Annotated in this window: 20 protein-coding genes and 1 pseudogene; 14 read left to right on the top strand and 7 right to left on the bottom strand. The window is 60.2% G+C overall.

The window, feature by feature from the left end:
* The first annotated feature begins 12 nt into the window (after nt 1-12).
* The 9 genes from AC1DVH_RS08410 (at nt 13) to AC1DVH_RS08450 (ending at nt 11,595) form a co-directional block, all read left to right on the top strand.
* Entirely contained in the window at nt 13-1,275 is a 1,263-nt protein-coding gene (locus AC1DVH_RS08410) for an ATP-binding protein (RefSeq protein ID WP_477753395.1), read from the top strand.
* Nucleotides 1,268-1,828: a response regulator transcription factor gene (locus tag AC1DVH_RS08415; RefSeq protein WP_007981466.1), complete on the top strand. Its 561-nt coding sequence runs from the start codon at nt 1,268-1,270 to the stop codon at nt 1,826-1,828. The genes AC1DVH_RS08410 and AC1DVH_RS08415 overlap by 8 nt, the downstream gene beginning before the upstream one ends.
* Before the next feature lie 97 nt (nt 1,829-1,925).
* A complete protein-coding gene (locus tag AC1DVH_RS08420; RefSeq protein ID WP_477753396.1) occupies nt 1,926-3,653 on the top strand; it encodes an ABC transporter ATP-binding protein/permease in 1,728 nt (575 codons plus the stop codon).
* A gap of 205 nt (nt 3,654-3,858) precedes the next feature.
* On the top strand, nt 3,859-4,608 hold the full coding sequence (locus tag AC1DVH_RS08425) for a FadR/GntR family transcriptional regulator (protein WP_477753397.1): 750 nt from the start codon (nt 3,859-3,861) through the stop codon (nt 4,606-4,608).
* Between the two features lie 385 nt (nt 4,609-4,993).
* Nucleotides 4,994-5,905 (top strand): 5-dehydro-4-deoxyglucarate dehydratase, encoded by a 912-nt coding sequence (gene kdgD, locus AC1DVH_RS08430; RefSeq protein WP_007981458.1) that lies wholly within the window; start codon nt 4,994-4,996, stop codon nt 5,903-5,905.
* Nucleotides 5,906-5,966: 61 nt separating this feature from the next.
* A complete protein-coding gene (locus tag AC1DVH_RS08435; protein ID WP_477753398.1) occupies nt 5,967-7,409 on the top strand; it encodes an aldehyde dehydrogenase family protein in 1,443 nt (480 codons plus the stop codon).
* Nucleotides 7,410-7,559: 150 nt separating this feature from the next.
* Nucleotides 7,560-8,930 (top strand): MFS transporter, encoded by a 1,371-nt coding sequence (locus AC1DVH_RS08440; RefSeq protein WP_477753399.1) that lies wholly within the window; start codon nt 7,560-7,562, stop codon nt 8,928-8,930.
* A gap of 11 nt (nt 8,931-8,941) precedes the next feature.
* Entirely contained in the window at nt 8,942-10,495 is a 1,554-nt protein-coding gene (gene garD / locus AC1DVH_RS08445; RefSeq protein ID WP_477753400.1) for a galactarate dehydratase, read from the top strand.
* Between the two features lie 158 nt (nt 10,496-10,653).
* Entirely contained in the window at nt 10,654-11,595 is a 942-nt protein-coding gene (locus tag AC1DVH_RS08450; protein ID WP_477753401.1) for an AEC family transporter, read from the top strand.
* On the opposite strand, the gene AC1DVH_RS08455 is transcribed toward AC1DVH_RS08450, so the two are convergent.
* The 7 genes and pseudogenes from AC1DVH_RS08455 to gatC form a co-directional block, all read right to left on the bottom strand.
* Nucleotides 11,592-13,073, bottom strand: a complete 1,482-nt coding sequence (locus tag AC1DVH_RS08455) for a PhoPQ-activated pathogenicity-related family protein (RefSeq protein ID WP_477753402.1) — start codon at nt 13,071-13,073, stop codon at nt 11,592-11,594. The two genes, AC1DVH_RS08450 and AC1DVH_RS08455, sit on opposite strands and share 4 nt — an antisense overlap.
* A 215-nt stretch (nt 13,074-13,288) precedes the next feature.
* Nucleotides 13,289-13,669, bottom strand: a complete 381-nt coding sequence (locus AC1DVH_RS08460; protein ID WP_477753403.1) for a carboxymuconolactone decarboxylase family protein — start codon at nt 13,667-13,669, stop codon at nt 13,289-13,291.
* Nucleotides 13,666-14,727 (bottom strand): calcium/sodium antiporter, encoded by a 1,062-nt coding sequence (locus AC1DVH_RS08465; protein ID WP_477753404.1) that lies wholly within the window; start codon nt 14,725-14,727, stop codon nt 13,666-13,668. The genes AC1DVH_RS08460 and AC1DVH_RS08465 overlap by 4 nt, the downstream gene beginning before the upstream one ends.
* Nucleotides 14,728-14,777: 50 nt before the next feature.
* Entirely contained in the window at nt 14,778-15,152 is a 375-nt protein-coding gene (locus AC1DVH_RS08470) for a septal ring lytic transglycosylase RlpA family protein (protein ID WP_442095881.1), read from the bottom strand.
* Nucleotides 15,153-15,194: 42 nt separating this feature from the next.
* Nucleotides 15,195-16,391 (bottom strand): annotated as a pseudogene (gene gatB, locus AC1DVH_RS08475) (Asp-tRNA(Asn)/Glu-tRNA(Gln) amidotransferase subunit GatB); the annotation flags it as partial.
* A 10-nt stretch (nt 16,392-16,401) separates the two neighbouring features.
* A complete protein-coding gene (gene gatA / locus AC1DVH_RS08480) occupies nt 16,402-17,853 on the bottom strand; it encodes an Asp-tRNA(Asn)/Glu-tRNA(Gln) amidotransferase subunit GatA (protein WP_477753405.1) in 1,452 nt (483 codons plus the stop codon).
* Between the two features lie 16 nt (nt 17,854-17,869).
* Entirely contained in the window at nt 17,870-18,157 is a 288-nt protein-coding gene (gatC, locus tag AC1DVH_RS08485) for an Asp-tRNA(Asn)/Glu-tRNA(Gln) amidotransferase subunit GatC (protein WP_007901429.1), read from the bottom strand.
* A 210-nt stretch (nt 18,158-18,367) separates the two neighbouring features.
* On the opposite strand from gatC, the gene mreB reads away from it, so the two are divergent.
* The 5 genes from mreB (at nt 18,368) to rng (ending at nt 23,320) form a co-directional block, all read left to right on the top strand.
* The gene (mreB, locus tag AC1DVH_RS08490) at nt 18,368-19,405 is read left to right on the top strand and encodes a rod shape-determining protein MreB (protein ID WP_002555108.1); all 1,038 of its coding nucleotides are present in this window, start codon (nt 18,368-18,370) and stop codon (nt 19,403-19,405) included.
* Between the two features lie 143 nt (nt 19,406-19,548).
* Nucleotides 19,549-20,685: a rod shape-determining protein MreC gene (gene mreC / locus AC1DVH_RS08495; RefSeq protein ID WP_477753424.1), complete on the top strand. Its 1,137-nt coding sequence runs from the start codon at nt 19,549-19,551 to the stop codon at nt 20,683-20,685.
* Nucleotides 20,685-21,176: a rod shape-determining protein MreD gene (mreD, locus tag AC1DVH_RS08500; protein ID WP_007970244.1), complete on the top strand. Its 492-nt coding sequence runs from the start codon at nt 20,685-20,687 to the stop codon at nt 21,174-21,176. Before mreC ends, mreD begins: the two co-directional genes overlap by 1 nt.
* 32 nt (nt 21,177-21,208) lie before the next feature.
* Nucleotides 21,209-21,805 carry a Maf family protein gene (locus AC1DVH_RS08505; RefSeq protein ID WP_477753406.1) on the top strand — a complete coding sequence of 199 codons (597 nt, stop codon included), beginning with the start codon at nt 21,209-21,211 and terminating at the stop codon, nt 21,803-21,805.
* A 57-nt stretch (nt 21,806-21,862) separates the two neighbouring features.
* Nucleotides 21,863-23,320: a ribonuclease G gene (gene rng, locus AC1DVH_RS08510; RefSeq protein WP_007970246.1), complete on the top strand. Its 1,458-nt coding sequence runs from the start codon at nt 21,863-21,865 to the stop codon at nt 23,318-23,320.
* Nucleotides 23,321-23,374 lie beyond the last annotated feature (54 nt).

A 23,374-nucleotide genomic window follows, 5' to 3' on the forward strand; every position in this document is an offset into this window, starting at 1 on the left:
TCAGGAGAGCTCATGCTCGCCCCCGTTCAAATCACTTCCGCCACTCGCCAGAACCTCTGGCGGCTGACGTTCATCCGCACCTTGGTGCTGGCCGCCCAGGCCGGTTCCGTGGGCCTGGCCTACTGGCTCCAATTGCTGCCACTGCCCTGGTTTCAATTGGCCGCGACCCTCGGTTGTTCGATGCTGTTGTGCGTGTTCACGGCGATTCGCCTGCGTACTTCGTGGCCGGTGACCGAGCTCGAATACGCCGTGCAACTGGCCTGCGACCTGTTTATCCACAGCGCCTTGCTGTATTTCTCCGGCGGCTCGACCAACCCCTTCGTCTCCTATTACCTGGTGCCGCTGACCATTGCCGCGGTGACGTTGCCATGGCGTTATTCGGTGATCCTGTCGGGTATCGCGCTGACGATGTACACGCTGTTGCTGGCACAGTTCTACCCACTGCAAACCTTTCCGATCGCTCGGGAAAACCTGCAGGTGTACGGGATGTGGTTGAGCTTCGCCCTCGCCGCCGCAGTGATCACGTTCTTCGCCGCGCGCATGGCCGAAGAGCTGCGCCGTCAGGAAGAGCTGCGCGCCATTCGTCGCGAAGAAGGCTTGCGCGATCAGCAACTGCTGGCCGTCRCCACCCAGGCCGCCGGTGCGGCCCATGAACTGGGCACGCCGCTGGCGACCATGAGTGTGCTACTCAAGGAAATGCGTCAGGACCACCATGACCCGATGTTGCAGGATGACCTGAGCGTGCTGCAGGATCAGGTCAAGTTGTGTAAAGAGACCTTGCAGCATCTGGTGCGCGCCGCCGAGGCCAATCGCCGGTTGGCGGTGGAGATGCAGGACGTCACCGATTGGCTTGATGAAGCCCTCAATCGCTGGCACCTGATGCGCCCGGAAGCCAGTTATCGCTTCCAGCGCCTCGGCCAGGGCGCAGTACCGCGCATGGCGCCGCCGCCGGACTTGACCCAGGCCTTGCTGAATCTATTGAACAACGCCGCCGATGCCTGCCCCGAAGGGCTGCAAGTGACGCTGGACTGGGATTGGGAAAACCTCACCATCAGCATCCGTGACCATGGCGCCGGTGTGCCGCTGGCCATCGCCGAGCAAATCGGCAAACCGTTTTTTACCACCAAGGGCAAAGGCTTCGGCCTGGGCCTGTTTTTGAGCAAGGCCAGCGTGACACGCGCCGGCGGCTCAGTGAAACTCTACAGTCATGAGGAAGGCGGCACGCTCACCGAGCTGCGCCTGCCCCGTGTCGCCCGAGGAGACGAACATGAGTGAAGAGATCCAAGTCGAAGGCGAAGAACTGCCGCATTTGCTGCTGGTCGATGACGACGCCACGTTCACCCGCGTCATGGCCCGCGCCATGGCCCGCCGCGGTTTTCGCGTCAGCACTGCCAGTTCCGCCGAAGAAGGCCTGGAACTGGCCAAGGCCGATCTGCCGGATTACGCCGCCCTGGACCTGAAGATGGACGGCGATTCGGGCCTGGTGCTGCTGCCCAAGTTGCTGGAAATGGACCCGGAAATGCGCGTGGTGATCCTCACCGGTTATTCGAGCATTGCCACCGCCGTCGAGGCGATCAAGCGCGGTGCCTGCAACTACCTGTGCAAACCGGCGGACGCCGACGACGTGCTGGCGGCGCTGCTGTCCGAACACGCTGACCTCGACAGCCTGGTGCCGGAAAACCCGATGTCCGTGGACCGCCTGCAGTGGGAGCACATCCAGCGCGTGCTGACCGAGCACGAAGGCAACATCTCGGCCACGGCCCGTGCCCTGGGCATGCACCGTCGCACCCTGCAGCGCAAACTGCAGAAGCGTCCCGTTCGTCGCTGAACCTGCGCTGAACGAATGCAGGCCGTATCTCACGACAAACCGAACCGATCATCTATGATCGGTTCGTGCGTGTTCTTTTCTCTATCGAGCCTTATCCATGAATCAGAACGCTGAGTATTCCGCGGTCAACGACGCCGTGCGCGGGCAGTTTTTTCGCAAAGTGTGGGCGATGATCACGCCTTACTGGCGCAGCGAGGAGAAGGTCAAGGCCTGGACGCTGCTGATCGCGGTGATTGCGTTGTCGCTGATCAGTGTGGGGATCTCGGTGTGGTTCAACACCTGGTACAAGGACTTCTACAACGCCCTGCAAAAGAAGGACGAGGCGGCGTTCTGGCAACTGATCCTGTACTTCTGCGCGATTGCGGCGGTGGCGATCGTCGGTGCGGTGTACCGCCAGTACCTGACGCAGATGCTGACGATCCGCTGGCGGGCATGGCTCACCGAAAAGCATTTCACTCGCTGGTTGGGTGATAAAAACTACTACCAGCTCGAGCAGGGCGGTTACACCGATAACCCGGACCAGCGGATTTCCGAAGACCTCAACAACTTCACCTCCAACACCCTTGAGTTGGGGATCGGGTTGCTGCGCAATATCGTCAGCCTGGTGTCGTTCTCGATCATTCTGTGGGGCGTGTCGGGCAGCATTGAAGTATTCGGCATCACCATTCCCGGCTACATGTTCTGGTGCGTGCTGGTTTACGCCGTGGTGGGCAGTTGGCTGACGCATTTGATCGGTCGTCGCCTGATCGGCCTGAACAACCAGCAACAACGCTTCGAAGCCGACCTGCGTTTCTCCATGGTGCGGATTCGCGAGAATGCCGAAAGCATCGCGTTGTACAACGGCGAGCCGAACGAAAATCGTCGGTTGAGCAGTCGCTTCGGGATGGTCTGGCATAACTTCTGGGACATCATGAAGGTGTCCAAGCGCCTGACATTCTTCACCGCCGGTTACAGTCAGGCCGCCATCATTTTCCCCTTCATGGTTGCCGCGCCGCGTTACCTCTCCGGAAAGATCGAACTGGGCGAGCTGATGCAAATCAGCTCGGCATTTGGCAATGTGCAGGAGAGTTTCAGCTGGTTCATCAGCGCGTACCAGAGCCTCGCTTCCTGGCGCGCCACCTGCGATCGTCTGCTGAGCTTCCACCAGGCCATGCGTGACAACGAAGAGCGTGCGCCGGCCATCGACGTACAGAATTCGGGCTCGGTGCTGAAGGTGCACAACCTCGGCCTCGACCTGGCTGAAGGTCGTCACCTGCTGACCAACGCCGACATGACCGTGGAGGAGGGCGACCGTGTGATGCTCAGCGGTCGTTCCGGCAGCGGCAAGTCGACCTTGCTGCGGGCGATGGGCCWTTTGTGGCCGGCCGGCCACGGCAGTATTCGCCTGCCAGCGGCGCGTTACCTGTTCCTGCCGCAAAAACCGTATTTGCCGATTGGCACCCTGCGTGATGTTCTCAGTTATCCACAGGCTGGCGATATCTATCCGAACGAACGCTACGTGCAGGTCTTGGAAACCTGTCGCTTGCCGCACCTGATTGCCCGTCTCGACGAAGCCAACCACTGGCAGCGCATGTTGTCCCCGGGTGAGCAGCAGCGCCTGGCCTTTGCCCGTGCGCTGCTTTATGCACCGCAATGGCTGTATATGGACGAAGCGACCTCGGCGATGGACGAAGAGGACGAGGCCACGCTGTATCAGGCGCTGATCGACGAGTTGCCGGGGTTGAGCATTGTCAGCGTCGGCCATCGCAGCAGCTTGAAGCGCTTCCACCCACGGCACATCCGTATCGAGAATGGCCATCTGGTGGACCAGGCCGTGACCGCCTGAACACCGCAAAACCTTGTAGGAGCGAGCTTGCTCCGGGCGGCGCTCCGACGATGGACTTGAAAGCGCCGCGTTTATTCAGAAAGCACGCGTTATCGTTAACCTCCATCGCGAGCAGGCTCGCTCCTACAGGGGTGTGGTGATCGTACAACCGCGTTGCGCTATGATGCGCTTTCAGCAGCCGAACTTTTCGAGACAGATGTTCACCATGGAAAACCCGAACGACGCACCACGCCTCCCACGCAAGCGCCGCAGCCTCGCTCAGGAACTGGTGACGGTGCTGTCCGAGCAGATCCGCGACGGTCATCTCAAGCGTGGCGACAAGTTGCCCACCGAGTCGGCCATCATGGATGCCCATGGCGTCAGCCGCACCGTGGTGCGCGAAGCGATTTCCCGCTTGCAGGCGGCGGGGCAGGTTGAAACCCGCCACGGTATCGGCACCTTCGTGCTCGACACGCCGAGCCCGAGCGGTTTCCGTATCGACCCGGCGACCGTGGTGACCTTGCGAGATGTGCTGGCGATCCTGGAGCTGCGCATCAGTCTCGAAGTGGAGTCTGCCGGGCTGGCGGCGCAACRCCGCAGTCCGGAGCAACTGGCCAACATGCGCGCCGCCCTCGATGCGTTGAACGAAAGCGCCGCTCATGCCAGTGATGCCGTGGCGTCGGACTTCGCCTTCCACCTCGAAATCGCGTTGTCCACCGGCAACCGCTACTTCACCGACATCATGACCCACCTGGGCACCAGCATCATTCCGCGCACCCGGCTGAATTCCGCGCGCCTGGCCCATGACGACCAGCAGCACTACATGAGTCGCCTGAGCCGTGAGCACGAGGAAATCTACGACGCCATTGCCCGTCAGGATTCCGATGCGGCGCGGGCGGCCATGCGTTTGCACCTGACCAACAGCCGTGAACGGTTGCGTCATGCCCATGAAGAGGCTGAGGCGCAGCGGGGGTAAGTAATCTACCCTTGTCCTCCATCGTCTGAACTACCGCTATCGTGAGCAGGCTCGCTCCTACAGTGGATCTCGCAACACTGAAGATCACTGTAGGAGCGAGCCTGCTCGCGATAGGGCCGTAAGCCATAAAACAAATCCAGTAGCTTTCCCGCATCTTCCGACAACGTATCTCTCAAGCGACCGTTTATCACGGTGCTCGCAACTGTCCTTCCCTCGCGAAAACCCGCTAAAACTCAGGCCGACAGCCTTTCTTGTCGAACAATTTTCACCCTGCGCGATGAAATGCAGTTGACGGTTGTATTTTAAGTTGTACGATGACCTACAACTTCGGCGCAAGCTGAACGGTTTTCTCACACATAACGTCGCTACCCAGGGTGTTCGAATAATGAATCCACAAGAACTGAAGTCCATCCTCTCTGCCGGTCTGCTGTCTTTCCCGGTCACCGATTTCAATGCTCAGGGCGACTTCAATCGCGCGGGTTACATCAAGCGTCTCGAATGGCTGGCCCCATACGGCGCCTCGGCGCTGTTCGCTGCGGGCGGCACCGGTGAGTTCTTCTCTCTGGCGGCCAGCGAATATTCGGAAATCATCAAGACCGCCGTCGACACCTGCGCCACCAGCGTGCCGATTCTGGCTGGCGTGGGCGGTTCGACCCGTCAAGCCATCGAATACGCTCAGGAAGCCGAGCGTCTGGGCGCCAAAGGTCTGTTGCTGCTGCCGCACTACCTGACCGAAGCCAGCCAGGACGGCGTTGCCGCCCACGTTGAAGCCGTGTGCAAATCGGTCAACATCGGCGTGGTGGTCTACAACCGTAACGTCTGCCGCCTGACCGCGCCGTTGCTGGAACGTCTGGCCGAGCGCTGCCCGAACCTGATCGGCTACAAGGATGGCCTGGGTGATATCGAGTTGATGGTGTCGATCCGTCGCCGCCTCGGTGATCGCTTCAGCTATCTGGGTGGCTTGCCGACCGCCGAAGTCTACGCCGCCGCCTACAAGGCCCTGGGCGTACCGGTCTACTCCTCGGCTGTGTTCAACTTCATCCCGAAAACCGCGATGGACTTCTACCACGCGATCGCTCGTGAAGATCATGCCACCGTCGGCAAGATCATCGACGACTTCTTCCTGCCGTACCTGGACATCCGTAACCGCAAGGCTGGTTATGCCGTGAGCATCGTCAAGGCCGGGGCAAAAATTGCCGGCTACGACGCAGGTCCTGTGCGCGCACCGCTGACCGATCTGACCGGCGAAGAGTACGAAATGCTCGCCGCGCTGATCGACAAGCAAGGTGCGCAATAACACATCCGATTTAACAAGGCCGCTGAGTAATCAGCGGCCTTTTGCGTGAGGAGAACATCTCGTGGCAGAAGCAAAGCGTTTTGATAACTACATCAATGGTGAATGGGTCGCGGGCAGTGATTACTGCGCCAACATCAACCCGTCCGAACTGACCGACACCATTGGCAACTACGCCAAAGCCGATCTGGCTCAGGTCCACGCCGCCATCGACGCTGCTCGCGCCGCGTTCCCGGCCTGGTCCGTTTCGGGCATCCAGGCACGTCACGATTCGCTGGATAAAGTCGGCACTGAAATCCTCGCCCGTCGCGAAGAGCTCGGCACCCTGCTGGCCCGGGAAGAGGGCAAGACCCTGCCTGAAGCCATCGGTGAAGTGACCCGCGCCGGCAACATCTTCAAATTCTTCGCCGGCGAGTGCCTGCGCCTCTCCGGTGACTATCTGCCGTCGGTGCGTCCGGGCGTCAACGTTGAAGTCACTCGCGAAGCCCTTGGCGTGGTCGGTCTGATCACCCCGTGGAACTTCCCGATTGCCATCCCGGCATGGAAAATCGCTCCGGCCCTGGCCTACGGCAACTGCGTCGTGCTCAAGCCGGCGGACCTGGTTCCGGGTTGCGCCTGGGCCCTGGCCGAAATCATCTCCCGCGCAGGCTTCCCGGCCGGTGTGTTCAACCTGGTGATGGGCAGTGGTCGCGTGGTGGGCGATGCACTGGTCAACAGCCCGAAAGTCGATGGCATCAGCTTCACCGGTTCCGTGGGCGTGGGTCGTCAGATCGCCGTCAGCTGCGTATCGCGCCAGGCCAAGGTTCAGCTGGAAATGGGTGGCAAGAACCCGCAGATCATTCTCGACGACGCCGACCTCAAGCAAGCGGTCGAATTGTCGGTACAGAGCGCGTTCTACTCCACCGGCCAGCGTTGCACCGCTTCCAGCCGCTTTATCGTCACCGCCGGCATCCACGACCAGTTTGTCGGAGCCATGGCCGAGCGCATGAAGTCGATCAAGGTCGGCCATGCATTGAAGGCAGGTACCGACATCGGTCCGGTGGTTTCCCAGGCTCAGCTTGAACAGGACATGAAGTACATCGACATCGGCCAGTCCGAAGGTGCACGTCTGGTCAGCGGCGGTGGTCTGGTGACCTGCGATACCGAAGGCTACTTCCTCGCGCCAACCCTGTTTGCCGACAGCGAAGCCTCGATGCGCATCAGCCGTGAAGAGATCTTCGGTCCGGTGGCCAACATCGTCCGCGTCGCCGATTACGAAGCAGCCCTGGCCATGGCCAACGACACCGAGTTCGGTCTGTCGGCGGGCATCGCTACCACGTCCTTGAAGTACGCCAACCACTTCAAGCGCCACTCCCAGGCAGGGATGGTGATGGTCAACCTGCCGACGGCCGGCGTGGATTACCACGTTCCGTTCGGTGGGCGTAAAGGTTCATCCTATGGATCACGTGAGCAAGGTCGCTATGCGCAAGAGTTTTACACCGTTGTGAAGACTGCCTACATCGGTTGATTCACCGCAATACCTCTGTAGGAGCTGCCGCAGGCTGCGATCTTTGCTTTTAAAAATCAAAAGATCGCAGCCTCGTTTCACTCGACAGCTCCTACGGGGAACAACCAAAGATTCACCCCGCATAAAAATAATCAGTGGGAGTACATCTACATGCAATCGACCCAAAAGCCGACTCACGTCCGCTATTTGATCCTGCTCATGCTGTTTCTGGTGACCACGATCAACTACGCCGACCGGGCTACCATCGCAATCGCCGGCTCCAGCCTGCAGAAAGACCTGGGCATTGATGCCGTTACCCTCGGCTACATCTTCTCCGCATTCGGTTGGGCCTACGTGGCCGGGCAAATCCCCGGTGGCTGGCTGCTGGACCGTTTCGGTTCGAAAAAAATCTACGCGTTGAGTATCTTCACCTGGTCACTGTTCACCGTGCTGCAGGGCTATGTCGGCGAGTTCGGCATGTCCACGGCAGTGGTTGCGCTGTTCATGCTGCGCTTCCTGGTGGGCCTGGCTGAAGCGCCATCCTTCCCTGGCAACGCACGTATCGTAGCGGCCTGGTTCCCGACCGCTGAGCGCGGCACTGCCTCGGCGATCTTCAACTCGGCGCAATACTTCGCCACGGTACTGTTTGCACCGCTGATGGGCTGGATCGTCTACAGCTTCGGCTGGCAGCACGTGTTCATCGTCATGGGCGTGATCGGCATCATCTTCTCCGGGATCTGGCTGAAGGTTATCCACAGCCCGCGTCAGCACCCGATGATCAATGATGCCGAGTTCAAGCACATCGCCGACAACGGCGGCATGGTCGACATGGACCAGGACAAGGGCAAAGGCAAGAAGACCGATGGTCCGAAGTGGGACTACATCCGGCAGTTGCTGACCAACCGCATGATGCTCGGCGTATACCTGGGCCAATACTGCATCAACGGCATCACCTACTTTTTCCTGACCTGGTTCCCGGTGTACCTGGTGCAGGAACGCGGCATGACCATTCTCAAGGCCGGTTTCATCGCGTCCTTGCCGGCGATCTGCGGCTTCATCGGTGGTGTGCTCGGCGGGGTGATTTCCGATTACCTGCTGCGCAAAGGCCATTCCCTGACCTTCGCCCGCAAGGCGCCGATCATTGCCGGCCTGCTGGTTTCCAGCAGCATCGTGGCCTGCAACTACGTGGATGTTGAATGGATGGTGGTCGGCTTCATGGCCCTGGCGTTCTTCGGCAAAGGCGTGGGTGCACTGGGTTGGGCGGTGGTGTCCGACACCTCGCCGAAGCAGATCGCCGGCCTGAGCGGTGGCCTGTTCAACACCTTCGGTAACCTTGCGTCCATCACCACCCCGATCGTCATCGGCTACATCATCAGCTCCACCGGGTCGTTCAAGTGGGCACTGGTGTTCGTCGGTTGCAACGCACTGGTCGCGGTGTTCAGCTATCTGGTCATCGTGGGCCCGATCAAGCGTGTGGTGCTCAAAGAGCCACCAGCGAACGGTTCTGAAGCCCCTGGCAAATTGTCTCAAGCGCATTCCTGAGGAGCGGCGTCATGCAGTTGATTGAACATTCCGACTCGCCGCGCTACATCCGCCTGCACGAGCGGGATAACGTGGTCATCGTGGTCAATGATCAGGGCGTACCAGCCGGTACCGAGTTTGCGGACGGCCTGGTCACCTTGGACTTCGTGCCGCAGAGCCACAAGGTCACCCTGGAAGACATTCCCGAAGGTGGCCAGGTGATTCGTTACGGCCAGGTCATTGGCTATGCCTTGCAGCCGATTCCCCGTGGCAGTTGGGTCAAGGAAGATCAACTGCGCATGCCGACCGCGCCACCGCTGGACAGCCTGCCGCTGTCCACCGATGTGCCGKCCGCGCAGGCACCGCTGGAAGGCTTCACTTTCGAGGGTTATCGCAACGCCGACGGCACCGTCGGCACGCGCAACATTCTCGGCATCACTACCACCGTGCAGTGCGTGACCGGGGTGCTGGATCATGCGGTCAAGCGCATCAAGGATGAGTTGCTGCCCAAGTACCCACACGTCGATGACGTGGTGGCGCTGACCCACAGCTACGGCTGTGGCGTGGCGATCACTGCGACTGACGCATACATCCCGATCCGCACCGTGCGCAACCTGGCCCGCAACCCGAACCTGGGCGGCGAAGCCCTGGTGATCAGCCTGGGCTGCGAGAAATTGCAGGCCGGGCAGGTGATGCACGACAACGACAGCTCGGTGGATCTCAGCGAGCCATGGTTGTACCGCTTGCAGGACTCCAGCCACGGCTTCACCGAGATGATCGAGCAGATCATGGAACTGGCCGAGACGCGCTTGAAGAAGCTCGATCAGCGTCGCCGGGAAACCGTGCCGGCGTCCGAGCTGATCCTGGGCATGCAATGCGGCGGCAGTGATGCGTTCTCCGGTATCACCGCCAACCCGGCACTCGGTTATGCCTCGGACCTGCTGCTGCGGGCCGGTGCGACGGTGATGTTTTCCGAAGTCACCGAAGTGCGCGATGCCATTTATCTGCTGACCTCCCGCGCGGAAAACCAGGACGTCGCCCAGGAACTGGTGCGGGAAATGGACTGGTACGACCGCTACCTGGCCAAGGGTGAAGCAGATCGTAGCGCCAACACCACGCCGGGCAACAAGAAGGGCGGGTTGTCGAACATTGTCGAGAAGTCCTTGGGCTCGATCGTCAAGTCCGGCAGCAGCGCGATCAATGGCGTGCTTGGCCCTGGCGAGCGCTTCAAACGCAAAGGCCTGATCTTCTGCGCGACCCCGGCCAGTGACTTTGTCTGTGGGACCTTGCAGCTGGCGGCGGGGATGAACCTGCATGTGTTCACCACCGGTCGTGGTACGCCTTACGGGTTGGCCATGGCCCCGGTCGTCAAGGTATCGACCCGGACTGAATTGGCGCAGCGCTGGCCTGACCTGATCGATATCGACGCCGGGCGTATTGCCACCGGGCGCGCATCGATCGAGGAACTGGGCTGGGAGCTGTTCCATTACTACCTGGATGTGGCCAGCGGCAAGAAACAGACATGGGCCGAGCAGCACAAGCTGCATAACGACATCACCTTGTTCAACCCGGCGCCGATCACCTGATACTGCATTGCCCGGGAAAAGATCGCAGCCTGCGGCAGCTCCTACAGAGCACGATTTTCCCTGTAGGAGCTGCCGCAGGCTGCGATCTTTTGATCTTAATGCGCTCGTGTGGCTTATCATTAGCCCCCTAACGACGCCCACCCCAAGGTCCTCCCGGCATGCTGGCAATTTTCCTCGAAACCCTGAACATCACCGCGCCGGTGTTTGCCATGCTGTTTTTGGGGGTGCTGCTCAAGCGCATCGACTGGATCAACGACAACTTCATCCACACGGCGTCGGCACTGGTGTTCAACGTCACCATGCCGGCGTTGCTGTTTCTGGGCATCCTGCATGCTGACCTGCGCGCGGCATTGCAGCCGGCGCTGCTGATCTATTTCTCCGTGGCGACGCTGGTGTGTTTTGCCATTGCCTGGGGCTGGGCGATCTGGAAGTGCCCGCGGGAAGATCGCGGGATCTACACCCAGGGCGCCTTTCGCGGTAACAACGGGGTCATCGGCCTGGCGCTGGCGGCCAGCATGTACGGCGACTACGGGATTTCCCTCGGGGCGATCCTCGCGGCACTGGTGATCCTGTTTTACAACACCCTCTCGACTATCGTGCTGGCGGTCTACAGTCCGGTGATCAAATCCGATCCTTGGAGCATCTGCAAAAGCGTGTTCAGCAATCCGCTGATCGTCAGCGTGATTGCGGCTGCACCCTTCGCCTATTTCAAGATCGGCTTGCCCGGCTGGCTGGAGACCTCCGGCCAGTACCTGGCGCAAACCACGCTGCCGCTGGCGCTGATCTGCATCGGCGGCACGCTGTCCCTGGCGGCACTGCGCAAAAGCGGTAACATGGCGCTGAGTTCAAGCCTGGTGAAGATGATCGGCCTGCCGGTGCTGGCGACGCTGGGGGCATGGCTGTGGGGCTTTCGTGGGGCGGAACTGGGGATTCTGTTTCTGTACTTCGGTAGCCCGACCGCCGCTGCCAGTTTCGTCATGGCCCGGGCGGCGGATGGCAATCACGAACTGGCGGCGGCGATTATCGTGATCACTACGTTGATGGCGGCTGTCACCACCAACATCGGGATCTTCTTCTTGCAGTGGGGTGGCTGGATTTAGCGCCCCTGTTCATCGGCCAGGGTTTTGCACGCCGGTTCGATAACCGGAGGCGCCTGGGTCGGATAGTGCGTGGGCATGACCTGCACCGGGGTTGTCACGACGAAGCCATCGACAAAGGTCGTTTCGACAAAGGTCGCTTTCCAGCCATTTTCCGGTGTGTCGATCTGCATGTCAGCGTTGAGCGGGTCTGTGAGCTTTACGTCTTCAGGCACGTACTGGACGCCACAGGGGTGACGAAAGTCCCGGGCGACCGGATTTATCGCCGTCCATTGAACGACTCGCACCGGTGCCTCGGAAAAGTGCAGCCCCATCCTTTGTGTTGAAACGTGCGGATTCGAGCGCATGGAAATGACCGGCAAAGGCTTGTCCTGTTGCCAGCGATTGATGACCGGTATCAGCGAGTTCTCGACGAACCGATTGATGCCGTAGTGGCTCGCATTGGGCGCGATTCGCAAGGCTTTCGGACCGGGTAGCTGATCGAAGAAAAACTGTGAATTGTCTGGCAGGAAAAAATCGTCGCTGCTGGCATTGACGATGTATTTCGGGATCGCCAGGCGATCGGCATAGCGGGTTTGCAAGTAGCTTAGCGGGTCTTCGATTTTCATCAGGTGTGCGAAGTTTTCAGTCTTGATTCGTTGGGTAATGCCCTCGTGATGGTAGTCAAAAAATGCCAGTGGCCAGTTCTTTCCGTAGGCCTGCCAGGTATGTTCAAGCACACTGTCCGTGCCCAGTACGTCGATCACAAACGGCACGATGGCCTTGATCCGCTCATCGGCAATCGCTGCCAGCCAGGTGGTCCAGCCACGTTTTGATGCGCCGCTGGCAATGAAACGGTCTATTCCCCAGGGTTGCAGCTCCTTTTGCGCGAGGTCCATGGCCTTGATCATCGACACCACCATGGGTAGGCGCACCGACATGTACGGGCGCTGGTACGGGTCATCGAGAAAGAGCTTCCAGCTGTGGGCGACGCTGGCATCTTCAGTGCGCGCAATGCCGTCGTCGGTATAGGTCAGGTACTGGTTCGGAACGTTGCTGACTGAAATGACAATCGTGCGTGTTTTACGCGCCACTTCAAGTGCCATGGCTTCGGTAAAGTCCGTCGGCTCGTCGGCGTTGTTTTGCCCTGCGTTAGGGGTTCCGTTATTGGCCACCAGCAGCGACTGGCCGCGCAGGGCATTGTCCGGGATGTAGATGTCCACGGTGTGTTTCCACTGTGCGGGGCTGACCAATCCTTGTGGCGACCATTGCTGGGAGGACAGGTCGAAACCGCGCTTTTCCACACCTGGAAATGATGTGTTGCCTTTGGCGGTGTAAACCAATGGATTGGCGTCTTCGGCTTTCGTGTAGCAGGCAAGCACTTCGCTGAAGTCTTGATTGCTGGCCTCGAAACACGCCTGGGCAGAGGCATGTATCGAGCTGCTGACGAGCAGGCTGGCCAACATCAATTTCGACAATACGAACCTGGAGTTCAATCGCATGAGAACCTTCCTTGTAATGCAGGGAGAGGTTCGAGTCCTGGTTGCAGCGATGCTGCGCCGACCATCCCCCCTGGTGGATTTTTGTCGGCGCAGTGTGTCGAAAAGATGTGTGGGCGAACAGGGTTGGCGGGGTGTCTTTTATTGTCGAAATATGTGGTTGAACCGTTCAACGCACAAGCGTTACCGAGGGCGGCGAACCACTCTGGCGATGGTGATTACTTCGGCGTCTGATAGCTGTCGATCACTTCCTGCGCTGCCCGAAACGCATCGATCGCCGCCGGCACACCGGCATACACCGCGCAATGCAACAAGGCCTCGCGAATCTCATCCACAGTGCAGCCGTTGTTCAGCGCACCGCGCACGTGACCTTTCAATTCCTGCGGGCACTTCAGTGCGGTCAGGGCCGCGAGGGTGATCAGGCTGCGGGTTTTCAGCGGCAGACCTTCGCGATTCCACACCCCGCCCCAGGCGTGTTCATTGACAAAGTCCTGCAGCGGCTGGGTGAACTCGGTGGCGTTGCCCAGTGCGCGGTCGACGAAGGCGTCGCCCATCACTTGGCGGCGGACTTCAACGCCGGTTTTTTTATTCTCGGTCATGGGACTTCCCTCTTATGGTGTTGGCGACGCCAGGCGCGTAGCGACGTGAACAGCAAAAACGCCACCAACGCCGGCAGGACGAAAAACAGCATCAAGTGTTCCAGCTTGCCGGCCAGTGGCATGCCGGTGGTGAACGACACCACGTGCAGTCCATAGGCCAGGTACAAACCCAGAAACAGCAGGCCTTCGGCGCGGGTCACCCGGTAGCCGGAGTAAAACACCGGCAGGCACAGCGCAGCGACGCCGAGCATCACCGGCAGGTCGAAATCCAGGGCGTTGGGCGACACCGACAGGGGCGACGGCGCCACCAGTGCGGTAAAGCCGAGCACGCCCAAGAGGTTGAACAGGTTGCTGCCAATCACGTTGCCCACGGCAATCTCGCGCTCGCCGCGCATTGCGGCGATCAACGAAGTGGCGAGCTCAGGCAGTGACGTGCTGACAGCGACGATGGTCAGGCCGATGATCCGCTCCGACAACCCCAAATCGGTGGCGACCGCAACCGCTGCACCCAGCAACAAGTGCCCGGCGTACACCAGCATCGCCAGTCCTGCGACGATCATCAGCAGGCTGCTCAACCATGGCGCTTGCGGGTGGTGGTCATGGCTCGATACCGGCCGTGCCGAGTGTCGCGACTGGCGCAGCAACAAGCCCAGGTAAATCGCCAGAGCCGCAAGCAATATCATGCCGTCGGCCCGGGTCAGTTCTTCATTCCAGGCGAGTACGAACACCAACAGGCTGGCGCCGATCATCAACGGAATATCCAGACGCACCAGTTGTCGGGAAACCCTCAACGGAATGATCAGCGCGGACAACCCGAGGGTGACGAGGATGTTGAAAATGCTGCTGCCGATCACGCTGCCGACCGCGATGTCGGCGTTGCGCGCCAGGGTGGCTTGCAGGCTGACCGCCATCTGCGGGGCGCTGCTGCCGAGGGCGACGATGGTCAGGCCGATGATCAGCGGGCGTATGTGCAACCTTGCGGCAATGCGTACTGCAGCGCGCACCATCAATTCGGCGCCGACAATCAGCAGGAGCAATCCGCTGAGCAATTCGATCACGCTGATCAGGGGTAAATCGGCTAATCCGAAAATGGTCGGGGCTCCATCGGTCAGTCGTCGAGGGCTTGTACGCGAACCCGTGCGGTGCCGCTTTTGAGCATGCCCAGGCGCGCGGCGGCTTCGTGGGACAGGTCAATCAGGCGGCCACGGGTGTGCGGCCCGCGATCATTGATGCGCACCACGCAGGATTTGTCGTTATTCAGATTGGTCACCTTCACCCGTGTACCGAAGGGTAGCTGGCGATGGGCGGCGGTCATGGAATTCTTGTCGAAACGTTCGCCGTTGGCGGTGCGTTTGCCTTGGTGTTTGGCGCCGTAGTACGAAGCCACGCCGGTTTTGTCGTAGCCGTGTGGATCGACGGTGTCGGTGCTGGCGCAACCGGCCAGGAGCGAGAGGAGGGCGCAAAGTCCAAGTAGACGCTTCATTTGAAAGCTTCCAAAAATAAATGTGGGAGCGACGGTGCGACGATTCGACTTGCTCGCGATAGCGGTCCGGCACGCGATCTTGCCGGAGATGGTGTTGTCCTTGATACGCAACAGCATGCCGCCCAGAAGCTCGGCGGAAACCGGCGACTCTTCGATGTCCAGGCCTTGCTTGTTGAGCAGGCTGCCCAACTCGACCATCACCCAGTTCGCCGCCAGTTTGGCGTCGCCGCCGATGCTCGCGACTTTTTCGAAGTAGTCGGCTTGCTCACGGCTGGTGGCCAGGACGCTGGCGTCGTAGACCGACAGACCGAATTGCTCCTGGAAGCGTTCGCGCTTCTGCGGTGGCAATTCCGGCAGGGTGGCGCGCACGTCGTCAAGGAACGAGTTCTCGATGACTACCGGCAGCAGGTCCGGATCGGGGAAGTAACGGTAGTCGTTGGCTTCCTCTTTGCTGCGCATCGGACGGGTTTCGTCCTTGTTCGGATCGTACAGGCGGGTCTGCTGGATCACCTTGCCACCGTCTTCGATCAATTCGATCTGACGCTGGATTTCGCTGTTGATCGCCTTCTCGATGAAACGGAACGAGTTGACGTTCTTGATCTCGCAGCGGGTGCCGAATTCGACCTGGCCTTTCGGACGGATCGACACGTTGCAGTCGCAACGCAGCGAGCCTTCGGCCATGTTGCCGTCGCAGATGCCCAGGTAGCGCACCAGCGCGTGGATCGCCTTGACGTAAGCCACGGCTTCCTTGGCACTGCGCATGTCCGGCTCGGAGACGATTTCCAGCAACGGCGTGCCGGCACGGTTCAGGTCGATGCCGCTGGCGCCGCTGAATTCTTCGTGCAGGCTCTTGCCGGCGTCTTCTTCCAGATGCGCGCGAGTGATGCCGACACGTTTGACCGTGCCGTCTTCGAGGGCGATGTCCAGGTGGCCCTTGCCGACGATCGGCAATTCCATCTGGCTGATCTGATAGCCCTTCGGCAGATCCGGGTAGAAATAGTTTTTACGGGCGAACACGTTGTGCTGGCCGATCTCGGCGTCAATCGCCAAGCCGAACATCACCGCCATGCGCACCGCTTCCTGGTTCAGCACCGGCAATACGCCGGGCATGCCGAGGTCTACCAGGCTGGCCTGGGTGTTCGGCTCGGAACCGAAGGTGGTGGAGCTACCGGAAAAGATTTTCGACCGGGTGGTGAGCTGGGTATGAATCTCCAGCCCGATCACGACTTCCCATTGCATGTGTTTCTCCTCAGAAGCCGGTTGGGGTGCGGGTGTGCCAGTCAGTGTTTTGCTGATACTGATGGGCAACGTTCAACAGGCGACCTTCCTGGAAATACGGAGCGAGCAGTTGCACGCCGACCGGCAGGCCATCGACAAAACCTGCCGGCATGGACAAGCCCGGCAGACCGGCGAGGTTGGCGGTGATGGTGTAGACGTCTTCCAGGTAGGCAGCGACCGGGTCGCTGTTCTTGGCGCCGAGCTTCCAGGCCGGGTTCGGCGTGGTTGGGCCGAGGATGATGTCGACCTCATTGAAGGCCGCCATGAAGTCGTTCTTGATCAAGCGACGAATCTTCTGCGCCTTCAGGTAGTAGGCGTCGTAGTAACCGGCGGACAGCGCATAGGCGCCAACCATGATCCGGCGCTGAACTTCCGGCCCGAAGCCTTCGCCACGGGAACGCTTGTACAGGTCTTCCAGGTTTTTCGGGTCTTCGCAACGATAGCCGAAACGTACGCCGTCGAAACGCGACAGGTTGGAGGACGCTTCCGCCGGGGCGATCACGTAGTACGCAGGAATCGCGTGCTGCATATTCGGCAGGCTGATTTCCTTGACCACCGCGCCGAGCTTTTTCAACTCTTCAACGCTGGCCATGACCAGATCGGCGATGCGGGGGTCGAGACCGGCGCTGAAGTATTCCTTCGGCACGCCGATGCGCAGGCCTTGCAGCGAGCCGTTGAGGCCGGCGCTGTAATCAGGCACGGGTTCGTCGATGCTGGTGGAGTCTTGCGGGTCGAAACCGGCCATGCCTTGCAGCAGGATCGCGCAGTCTTCGGCGGTGCGGGCCAATGGGCCGCCCTGATCGAGGCTGGACGCGTAGGCAATCATGCCCCAGCGCGAAACGCGACCGTAGGTCGGTTTCAGGCCGGTGAGGTTGGTCAGGGCCGCAGGCTGACGGATCGAACCGCCTGTGTCAGTGCCGGTGGCTGCTGGCAACAGACGAGCAGCTACCGCCGCCGCCGAACCGCCAGACGAGCCGCCCGGCACGTGTTCCAGGTTCCACGGGTTTTTCACCGCGCCGTAGTAGCTCGACTCGTTGGCCGACCCCATGGCGAATTCGTCCATGTTGGTCTTGCCCAGGGTCACGGCCCCGGCCGCAGCCAGCTTGGCGACGACGGTGGCGTCGTACGGTGCCTTGAAGTTGTCGAGCATCTTCGAGCCGCAGCTGGTGCGAATGCCCTGGGTGCAGAACAGGTCTTTGTGGGCGATCGGCGCGCCGAGCAGGGCGCCGCTCTCACCATTGGCCCGACGAGCGTCAGCGGCTTTCGCCTGCGTCAGCGCCAGGTCCTCGGTGAGGCTGATGAAACTGTTGAGCTGCGGATCGAGCTGGGCGATGCGCGCCAGCAGGACTTTGGTCAGCTCTTCGGAGGAAAACTTTTTATCGGCGAGTCCGCGGGCGATCTCGGCCAGAGTCAATTGATGCATTGCAGGCTCTTTCCCTTTAGTCGATGACTTTCGGAACCAGGTACAGGCCGTTTTCGACCGCTGGTGCGATGGACTGGTAGGCCTCGCGGTGATTGGTCTCGGTCACGACGTCTGCACGCAGGCGCTGGCTGGCTTCCAGTGGGTGGGCCAGCGGTTCGATACCGTCGGTATTGACCGCTTGCATTTCGTCGACCAGCCCGAGAATGCTGTTCAGGGCCGAAGTGATGTGTGGAAGATCGGCATCATTGAGGCCAAGGCAGGCCAAATGAGCGATTTTTTCCACGTCGGAGCGTTCAAGCGCCATGGGATTCTCCAGTGGAAAACAGAACGGACGGCGTCCGTGTGTTAGATTGTCGGAACACTACCGCATTTCTACGGTCTCAAGGCCGCGATTGTGGGGCTTGGTGCACAGAAAAGCGGCCAATTTAACATATTGGCGCCTTGCCCAAAATCCCTGTCGTTGTTAGAGTTTGCCGCACTTTTTTACCCACGCGTTGCCTAGGGTCCCTTTCCCATGTTCAAGAAACTGCGTGGCATGTTTTCCAGCGATCTTTCCATTGACCTGGGCACTGCCAACACCCTTATTTACGTGCGCGAGCGCGGTATCGTCCTGAATGAGCCCTCCGTTGTGGCCATTCGGACACACGGTAACCAGAAAAGTGTCGTTGCTGTCGGCACCGAAGCCAAGCGCATGCTCGGCCGTACGCCGGGCAACATTGCTGCCATTCGTCCGATGAAGGACGGTGTGATCGCCGACTTCAGCGTTTGCGAAAAAATGCTGCAGTACTTCATCAACAAGGTTCACGAAAACAGCTTCCTGCAGCCTAGCCCTCGCGTGTTGATCTGCGTTCCGTGCAAATCCACCCAGGTTGAGCGTCGTGCCATCCGTGAATCGGCCCTTGGCGCCGGTGCCCGTGAAGTGTTCCTGATCGAAGAGCCAATGGCCGCTGCGATCGGTGCCGGCCTGCCGGTTGAAGAAGCTCGCGGTTCGATGGTCGTGGATATCGGTGGCGGTACCACCGAAATCGCGCTGATCTCCCTGAACGGTGTGGTTTACGCCGAATCCGTGCGTGTTGGCGGCGACCGCTTCGACGAAGCGATCATCACCTACGTGCGTCGCAACTACGGCAGCCTGATCGGCGAATCCACCGCCGAGCGCATCAAACAGGAAATCGGTACGGCCTACCCGGGTGGCGAAGTTCGCGAAGTCGATGTTCGTGGCCGTAACCTGGCCGAAGGCGTTCCGCGCGCATTCACCCTGAACTCCAACGAAGTGCTGGAAGCTCTGCAAGAGTCCCTGGCCACTATCGTTCAGGCCGTGAAAAGCGCCCTGGAGCAATCGCCTCCGGAACTGGCTTCCGACATCGCCGAGCGTGGCCTGGTACTGACCGGTGGTGGCGCCTTGCTGCGTGACCTGGACAAATTGCTGGCCCAGGAAACCGGTCTGCCGGTGATCGTTGCCGAAGACCCGCTGACCTGCGTTGCTCGCGGCGGTGGCCGTGCATTGGAAATGATGGATAAACACACCATGGACCTGCTTTCCAGCGAATAAGTCGCCGGATTGCCTCTATGCTGTTGAGCGCGCAGGCGGCACTTTGCAGTGCTGCCTGTTCGCGTTTATCTTCTGTCACTTTGCATCCTGGCCGGATTGCTGCCGTATGAATAAACAGAACATTTGCCTGGGAGGAGCGGCTTATTAAACCGCTTTTCACCAAGGGCCCTTCACTGGGCGTGCGCCTGTTGGTGCTTGTCGTGCTATCGGTCGCGCTGATGGTGGTCGATGCCCGTTTCAGTCTGCTCAAGCCTGCACGCAGCCAGATGTCGCTGGTGCTGATGGACGCCTACTGGATCACTGACCTGCCTGGACGACTGTGGGAAGGTATCGCCAGTCAGTTTGGCAGCCGGACCGAACTCGTCGCCGAAAACGAAAAACTCAAAAGCGAAAACCTGCTGTTGCAGGGGCGCATGCAGAAGCTTGCCTCCCTGACCGAGCAGAACGTTCGGCTGCGCGAGTTGCTCAACTCTTCGGCACTGGTCAACGAGAAGGTCGAAGTGGCCGAGTTGATCGGTATGGACCCCAACCCGTTCACCCATCGCATCATCATCAATAAAGGTGAGCGCGACGGCGTGGTCCTCGGTCAGCCGGTACTCGATGCCCGTGGCCTGATGGGCCAGGTGGTCGAGTTGATGCCCTACACCTCCCGCGTCTTGCTGCTGACCGATACCACCCACAGCATCCCGGTGCAGGTGAACCGCAACGGGTTGCGGGCGATTGCCAGCGGCACCGGCAACCCGGAACGTCTCGAATTGCGGCATGTGGCCGATACCGCCGACATCAAGGAAGGCGATTTGCTGGTCAGCTCCGGCCTCGGTCAGCGTTTCCCAGCAGGTTATCCAGTGGCGACGGTCAAGGAAGTGATTCACGATTCCGGCCAGCCGTTTGCCATTGTCCGCGCCATTCCGACCGCTGCCTTGAACCGCAGCCGTTACCTGCTGCTGGTGTTCAGTGACAACCGTACGGCTGAAGAGCGCGCCAACGATGCCGCCCAGGCTCAGGAAAGCCTGGATGCACAGGGTGGTGGCCCGATCATTCCGGCGACAGTTCCGAAACTGGTCAACCCTGTAGCCCCCGCTGCACCGGCCGCCGCACCGGTAGCTCCTGCTACGGTGGCGCCCGCGGCCACTGCGCCAGTCAAGCCAGCCACCACGCCAGCCAAATCTGCGGCCACGCATCCTGCGGCGGCTAAACCGCCGGCGGCGCAACCCGCTGCCGCGAAACCTGCCGCCAAACCGCCAGTCTCCGTGCCGGCCACTCCAGTGGGGAGAGAATAATGGGCGGTGTAAAAGCATCCCGAAACGGCTGGATAGTCTGGCTGACATTTGCCGTCGGTCTGCTGCTGAGCGTTTCACCTCTGCCGCAATTCATGGAAATCCTGCGCCCGCTGTGGCTGGCCTTGTTGCTGGCATTCTGGGCGTTGAACCTGCCGCAGACCGTCGGGATGGTGACGGCGTTTTGCCTGGGGCTGGCTGAAGACGTGCTCTACGGTACCTTGCTGGGTCAGAATGCCTTGATCCTGACGCTCATCACCTACCTGGTACTGGCGCTGCAGCAACGTCTGCGGATGTTCCCGATGTGGCAGCAGAGCCTGGTGATCCTGGTGATCTTCGGCCTCGCCCAGCTTGTACAACTATGGCTCAGTGCCTTGACCGGCAATCGTCAACCGACGCTGGCGCTGGTACTGCCGGCACTGGTCAGTGCATTGCTCTGGCCCTGGATCAGTTTCGGTTTGCGCGGATTGCGTCGACGCTACAAAATCAATTAATTCGCTCAGGCATTGGACAGGGAGAGGTCTTGATGAAACGGTTGTACCTCGCCTCTGGCTCGCCGCGTCGGCGTGAATTGCTCACGCAGATCGGCGTTCCGTTCTCCGCCGTCAGTGCGGACATCGATGAAACCCCTGTACTCAAAGAATCCCCATCGGCCTATGTCGAGCGTCTGGCGCGCGGCAAGGCCGAAGCCGGGTGCGGCGGCGTCGTGTCTGAAGAACCGTTCTGCGTGCTCGGCGCCGATACCGCCGTGGTGCTCGATGGAAAAATTCTCGGCAAACCGGTTGATGAAGCGGATGCGTGCGCCATGCTGATGATGTTGTCAGGGTGTGAGCATGAGGTCCTGACCGCGATTGCAGTGCTCGATGGCGAACGTTGCGAGTCTCGGGTTGTCACCAGTCGGGTGCGATTTCGTGCTATCAGTCGCGATGAAGCCGCGGCCTACTGGGCCAGCGGCGAACCACGGGACAAGGCGGGCGGTTATGGCATTCAAGGACTGGGTGCGGTGTTTGTCGCCGGACTCAATGGAAGTTATTCAGCGGTAGTCGGACTACCGCTTTGCGAAACCGCGGAACTGCTCGGCCATTTCGGCATACCCTGTTGGCAACCCCGGAACGCGCTTTAAGCGTCGTCCTGAACAGATGCGGCCATTATCGTGAACATGCCTGAACGAGACCCTGCCATGAGTGAAGAGATCCTGATCAACATCACGCCGATGGAGTCGCGCGTGGCGGTGGTCGAAAACGGTGTCCTGCAAGAGGTCCACGTCGAGCGTACGCAAAAGCGCGGGATCGTCGGCAACATCTATAAAGGCAAAGTCGTGCGGGTATTGCCGGGGATGCAGGCGGCATTCGTCGATATCGGCCTGGATCGTGCCGCATTCATTCATGCGTCGGAAATTTCCCTGCGCGAAGGTCCGGCGGTCGAGAGCATCAGTGCACTGGTGCACGAAGGCCAGAGCCTGGTGGTGCAGGTGACCAAGGACCCGATCGGTTCCAAGGGCGCACGCCTGACCACTCAGCTGTCGATCCCTTCGCGTTACCTGGTGTACATGCCACGCACGGCCCATGTCGGCATTTCCCTGAAGATCGAAGACGAGGCCGAGCGCGAGCGACTCAAGCAAGTGGTCACTGATTGCGTGGCCAAGGAAGGGATCAAGGAAGCCGGCGGTTTCATTCTGCGCACGGCAGCCGAAGGCGCCGGCGCCGATGAAATCCTCATGGACATCCGCTACCTGCGAAGGCTTTGGGACCAGATCAGCGCCCAGATCAAAACCATCAGCGCGCCCAGCGTGATCTACGAAGACCTCGGTTTGGCGCTGCGCACCCTGCGTGATCTGGTGAGCCCGAAAATCGAGAAGATCCGCATCGACTCCCGGGAAACCTTCCAGAAAACCACGCAATTCGTCGCCGAATTGATGCCCGAGATTGCCGACCGTCTGGAGCATTACCCGGGCGAGCGGCCGATTTTTGACTTGTATGGCGTCGAAGACGAAATCCAGAAGGCTCTCGAGCGCAAGGTCCCGCTCAAGTCCGGCGGTTATCTGGTGGTCGACCCGGCTGAAGCCATGAGCACCATCGACGTCAACACCGGGGCGTTCGTCGGCCATCGCAACCTCGAAGAAACCATCTTCAAGACCAACCTCGAAGCCGCGACAGCCATCGCTCGTCAATTGCGCCTGCGTAACCTCGGCGGAATCATCATCATCGACTTCATCGACATGGAAGATGAAGAACACCAGCGCCAGGTGTTGCGCACGCTCGAAAAGCAACTGGAGCGCGATCACGCCAAAACCAACATCATCGGTATCACCGAACTGGGCCTGGTGCAGATGACCCGCAAGCGCACCCGCGAAAGCCTTGAACAAGTGTTGTGCGAGCCGTGCAACGCCTGTCAGGGGCGCGGCAAGCTCAAAACCCCGGAAACCGTTTGCTACGAAATCTTCCGCGAAATCCTGCGTGAAGCACGCGCCTATCAGGCGGAAGGCTATCGTGTATTGGCAAACCAGAAAGTGGTGGACCGCCTGCTCGACGAAGAGTCGGGCAACGTCGCCGAACTGGAGGGGTTTATCGGGCGCACCATCCGCTTTCAGGTCGAAACCATGTATTCCCAGGAACAATACGACGTGGTGCTGCTCTGAAGCGTATCGTTTTGATTGTTCGAGAATGGCTGGCCTCAGCTTTTTGCAAAACTT

It is taken from the genome of Pseudomonas sp. P4_C3, from assembly GCF_056402075.1.